The sequence below is a fragment of the Priestia sp. TRM10 genome (assembly GCF_057808375.1).
The window spans coordinates 1-5,027 of the sequence record NZ_JBJZOT010000005.1; the positions used below are offsets into that span (position 1 = coordinate 1).

The 5,027-nt window shown below is 36.6% G+C and carries 3 protein-coding genes and 2 pseudogenes; 3 read left to right on the forward strand and 2 right to left on the reverse strand.

Going from position 1 to position 5,027, the window contains the following annotated elements:
• Window positions 1–743 precede the first annotated feature (743 nt).
• Window positions 744–1,460, forward strand: a pseudogene (locus ACK3CR_RS04585) (reverse transcriptase N-terminal domain-containing protein); the annotation flags it as partial.
• Between the two features lie 129 nt (window positions 1,461–1,589).
• On the opposite strand, the gene ACK3CR_RS04590 reads toward ACK3CR_RS04585, so the two are convergent.
• Window positions 1,590–3,131 (reverse strand): IS1182 family transposase, encoded by a 1,542-nt coding sequence (locus tag ACK3CR_RS04590; RefSeq protein ID WP_488974939.1) that lies wholly within the window; start codon window positions 3,129–3,131, stop codon window positions 1,590–1,592.
• Between the two features lie 90 nt (window positions 3,132–3,221).
• Here ACK3CR_RS04590 and ACK3CR_RS04595 point away from each other — a divergent pair, with 90 nt between their 5' ends.
• Complete coding sequence (locus tag ACK3CR_RS04595; RefSeq protein ID WP_488974940.1) at window positions 3,222–4,148, forward strand: group II intron maturase-specific domain-containing protein; 927 nt, start codon at window positions 3,222–3,224, stop codon at window positions 4,146–4,148.
• A 173-nt stretch (window positions 4,149–4,321) separates the two neighbouring features.
• The gene (locus tag ACK3CR_RS04600) at window positions 4,322–4,447 is read left to right on the forward strand and encodes a hypothetical protein (protein WP_328125143.1); all 126 of its coding nucleotides are present in this window, start codon (window positions 4,322–4,324) and stop codon (window positions 4,445–4,447) included.
• Window positions 4,448–4,569: 122 nt separating this feature from the next.
• Here ACK3CR_RS04600 and ACK3CR_RS04605 read toward each other — a convergent pair.
• Window positions 4,570–4,884 (reverse strand): annotated as a pseudogene (locus ACK3CR_RS04605) (HAD-IA family hydrolase); the annotation flags it as partial.
• Window positions 4,885–5,027 lie beyond the last annotated feature (143 nt).

Below are 5,027 nucleotides of genomic sequence, written 5' to 3' on the forward strand. Positions count from 1 at the left end.
CTGTTTGGGTTCACTTTTTATGGAGTGAAAAGGTGATTAATGGATATGGAAATTATGCTCGTTCATAATTGAAAAAAGCGCCAACTCGTTTTTAATAAACGGGTTGGCGCTTTTTTACTTCCTAGAACAAAAGTTATGGTGCGACAAGAAGTCGCTTCTGTATAGTGTGGCTTACGCCACTAGTTTAGACGCAAAAACTATCCCCGTCCAAAACTGCGTGACTAGTAATGGGTACGTGGGTTGCATGCGGAAATGCGGAAACAGAGAGTCAGCGCACGGCTCAGAACACTGCTAGGGGAAGAGGAGTATGGTGAACGCAAGTGAAGGTTTATAAGCTTCGTAAATGTTAGCTCAAGATAGTGTACAGATTGGCTTGAGTATTGGTAAGAGGAAAAGCAAATTCATAACGTTGCTGTGATGCGTCCCGTATCTTGCCCGGAGTAAAGAACCCACCTAACCTCATCGTATCTATAGGATGCGGAACTTGGTAAGCCCTATGTCATCTGCATAAGCAGTAGAATGACTGCAAAGTCAAACAATGTGGCAGAGGGTATAGGATATGGAAAAAAGCGAAAGCCGTTAGCCTGAAAAGGCACAGGAAAGCAGAACATTGTATAACTGGACGGATACTGTCGAGTATATCACTCTACTTATGACAGACTCGAAAGAGAGCCCACTTTCCATAGGTCTTCAACACGAAAATAAATTTGTGGCTATCTTCAGACGAAAAGGAGCGTGTTGTTATGAATACCTCGATACGAGCGTCGGCGCACGCTTCGCATACGAATTGGCAATCTATTAATTGGAATGCCGTACAGAAATATGTAACGAAGTTACGACAAAGAATTTATCATGCCGAACAATACAAACAACAAAGGAAAGTACGAAAGCTACAACGTTTACTCCTCCGGAGTAAAGCAAATCTATTACTCTCTATTCGTAGAGTGACACAACAAAACAAAGGCAAACGTACATCTGGAGTAGACGGTTATACAGCGCTACACGCAAATGAGCGTTTAACACTCTTTCATCAAATGAAGAAACAGAATGTGTTCCTACACCGTCCTCATCCAGCTAAAAGGACATTTATTTCAAAAAAGAACGGTAAACTTAGGCCTCTTGGAATTCCTACTATAAAAGACCGTGTCTATCAGAGCATGATTAAAACAGCTTTAGAACCCCAGTGGGAATTTCACTTGGAGCCGAGTTCATATGGTTTTCGTCCTAAAAGAAGTACACACGATGCCATTAGCAACCTCTTTAATAAGCTTAATACAAATAGTAATAAGAAATGGGTATTCGAAGGGGACTTCCACGGGTGTTTTGATCACCTTCATCATGGATGGATTATGAAACAGATTTCTAATTTTCCAGGTTCAAACCTTATAAAAAAGTGGTTGAAGATGGGATACGTAGAACATGAAGTATTTCATCCTACCAAAGAAGGTACTCCGCAAGGGAGACCTCCGAAAAAACAAGAGATTTTTTAAAATAACGTACTTTTTACATAAAATGGTCAATATCAGAGCTTTTTTCAAAATTGAAGAGCTATATTTTCTATATTGGAAGAAATTTATCTGATTTTCCTTTTATAGGTAGGAAAAACCGACAGACTCATCCCTATGGTTTTGATTTTGTTTTTCGAAAATTAGCTTACTCATCCTCTTAATATTCGAAGCAATGGAGCTCATTAATGCATGAATAGACGTTCTTTCTAATCCACGATATCTACTACGTCTCAAACCATGGTTTCTTACTTTGTCCGCATGTCTACGTTCAATCAACCATCTATTTTTTCTGGCCTCTTTATATTTTTCAGTTTGATAATGAGCTCGCCCTCGTTTCAAATCAAAATAATAGTTACTAATATAGACAGAACGAACAGTTTTACTTGTTGTACATTGTGCTCGTAACGGACATTCATTACACTGAGATTTCATAAAGCGAAACTCAAAACCTTCGCGATTTTTTTTGGACTTTTTGAACTTATTAGTAGTGATTCCATTTGGACAAGTTACTTGCATCTTTTCCCGATCAAACGTAAAGTTATTTGGAGTAAATAGACCTGTCAGGTCTTGTTTTGTTTTCATTACACTAATGTTTGCCACAATATTGTTTTCGTACAAAAAGTGCAGGTTCTTTCCGAACCAATAGGCTTTATCAGCTGAAACTTCTTTAAGAACAATGTTATGATTTTTATGAAATTGGGTAACTAAATCGGTTAGTTGATCACCATCTTCTGCATTAGCCGGCGTGAACTTTACTGCCGTTATTATCTCACTTTCTTCATCAATCATGATGTGGTCTTTATACCCTTGGATCGTCCGTGTATCTGATTTACGACCTGTTCTTGCATCTGGATCAACAATACTGATAATACGATCTTTTGCGGTATCAGTTCGGTCAGCGATGACCTTTTTTAAAATGAGTATAGCTGAACTTTCATTTTCGTCTTCGGATGGTAGGGACTCTCCAGATTCAACAAGTTCGTTTGCAAGTTTTAATATATGAGGTAATTTTTCATCCCTCGTTTTCCCTTTTAATTCTTTCCATAGTTGTTCATATCGCTGTTGAAAATAAGCAGCTTTCACTGGATTTACTAAACTCAAGCCATCTATCCCACTTTTTAAAGCTTGTCGCACTAGAGTAAGCCATGTTGGAACTGCAACATCTGCAATAATGTGCGTTGAGTCAATGATAGCCCGTTTGGGCTTAGCTTTTATAAGACCATGTTCAATACATTGATTGATGATGTGTTGGAAAATTTGCTGGAATTTATCAAGACCAACTCGATTGACACGAAAATAACTAATAGTTGTATCGTCAGGTAAACTATCATCAATGTTTAATCCTAGGAACCAACGATAAGCTAAATTAACTCGAATATGCTCAATAACCTGAACGTCTGAAAGGTTATAAAGATATTCCAATAAACAAATTTTAAACATAAACTCAGGTTCTTCTGCTGGACGACCTCGGTGCTTTGAATAACGATCAGAAAGTAAAATGCGAATGAAAGAAAAATCTACTGTTCTATTAATTTGTCTCAATAAATGGTTATGTGGCACTGTTTTTTCATAGTAATACTCATCTAGTGCAGAAATCTGCTTTGAATTTTCTTTTCTAAGCATGATAATCCCCCAAAAAACTAAGATAATTCTATTTTAAACATAAAATTACAATTTTGGGTTGGTTTTTTCGGAGGTCTCCAAGGAGGCGTTATCTCTCCACTGTTAGCTAATATTGCCTTATGTGGCATGGAAAAAGAAATAGGTATTATATACAAACCTACCTATAAAAATGGTTCAGGCTATAAGATTGACCCTAAATGTAAGATAGGACGTGTTCTTTACGCCGATGACTTCGTCATCGTAACCGAAACAAAAGAACAAGCTGAGTCTATGTATCAGAATCTAAGTCCTTATCTGAAAAAACGTGGGCTTGAATTGAGTCAAGAAAAGACGAAGGTCACCCACATTGAGCATGGTTTTGATTTTCTAGGTTTTTCGATTAGACAATATAGAACCCAACAAGGTAATAAACTATTCATTAAACCTAGCAAAGACAGTGTAAAGAAAGCTAAGAGTAAAATCAGAGAGACGTTTCACCTGATGAGAGGAAGACCTGTTAAAGAGGTCATAGATGTTTTAAACCCTATTATAAGAGGATATGGTCAGTACTGGAAACCTGTAGTAGCTAAGAAAACGTTTAGCCATATGGATAAATATATTTTTTCGAAAGTAAAGAAACATCTTAGACATCTTCATCCAAGAAAATCATTGGGATGGATAGCCAAACGGTATTTTAGGAAACCCCATCATGGGGGAGAAAATAAATGGATTCTTACATGTCCTTTAACCAAGGTACAATTATTAAAGATGTCCTGGATTAAAATTGTAAGACACGTCATGGTGTCTTATAAGAGCAGTCCAGATGATCCTTGCCTAAAAGAATATTGGATGAAACGAGACCGCAAGGTCTTTGATGCTGAAAACACTTTTGACAGAATGAAACTCGCTAAGAAGCAAAAATATCGTTGTGCGTTGTGCAAACACACTCTTCAAAATGGAGAAACCATCATTGTTCACCGGTTCGAAAACACTAGAGGAACAATAAATAAGCTCGTACATAAACCTTGTATTAAATAAGTTGATGTTATTCGGATAAAGGAAGGCTTGAGCCGTATGAGTTGAAAGGCTCACGTACGGTTCTTAGGGGAGTTAGGGGCAGCGATGCCCCTCGCTTACCCGACTTAACCTAGAATTAAAATTTTCCTTTTGTATAAACTAAATCTCGAATCTTAAGAAAAGGAGGTTTGATCATGACAAATCGAAATGATAATCGTGAGCGAAAAAATAAATACCCCAATAACAAGAAACAAGATACTGAAGTCTCTAAAGAAATTAACATTCGAAGTAAAATCACGAAAAGAGACATGAATAAATAATTTAGCATAAATACAAAACAGCTTGTAGAGAAAAAATCCTTATTTTCTTACAAGCTGACTGGCTAAAACTTCTATTCCTACTGTTCCCCTGATTGACTACTGATGCAAATTCTATAATCTTTTTATGTTAAAATTCGATAAAGCTCCTCAAGCATTTTAATCTCATAGGTTGGAACAATATCAGTGTTATTGGGCTTCATTTCAGAGTTTAACCAACATGTATCTAGTCCGGCTAGCTGTCCTCCTTTAATATCCGCACTTAAGGAATCTCCTATAATTAATGCTTGTTTCACATCAAAATTAGGAATTCTCGCAAATACATAATCAAAATATTCCTTCATTGGCTTCCGAAAGCCAGTGTCCTCTGACACAAAAATATCTTTAAATAACGGATGTAATCCTGAAGCACGTAAGCGTTTATACTGAGTCTCGGAAACACAAGTGGAATCATTACAAGAGCAATAATTAATGAGTAATGATAGTAAAAAGCACAAACTTGTTTAATATATTTTCTAATGTTATTTCACAATTTCTATAGTGAAAATAAGGTCTTCGGTAGGTAATTTTAGTTAACATAACA

Coding starts and splice junctions, on each gene's coding strand:
- ACK3CR_RS04590 (WP_488974939.1), bottom strand. CDS start 3,131: ATGCTTAGAAAAGAAAATTCAAAGCAGATTTCTGCACTAGATGAGTAT.
- ACK3CR_RS04600 (WP_328125143.1), top strand. CDS start 4,322: ATGACAAATCGAAATGATAATCGTGAGCGAAAAAATAAATACCCCAAT.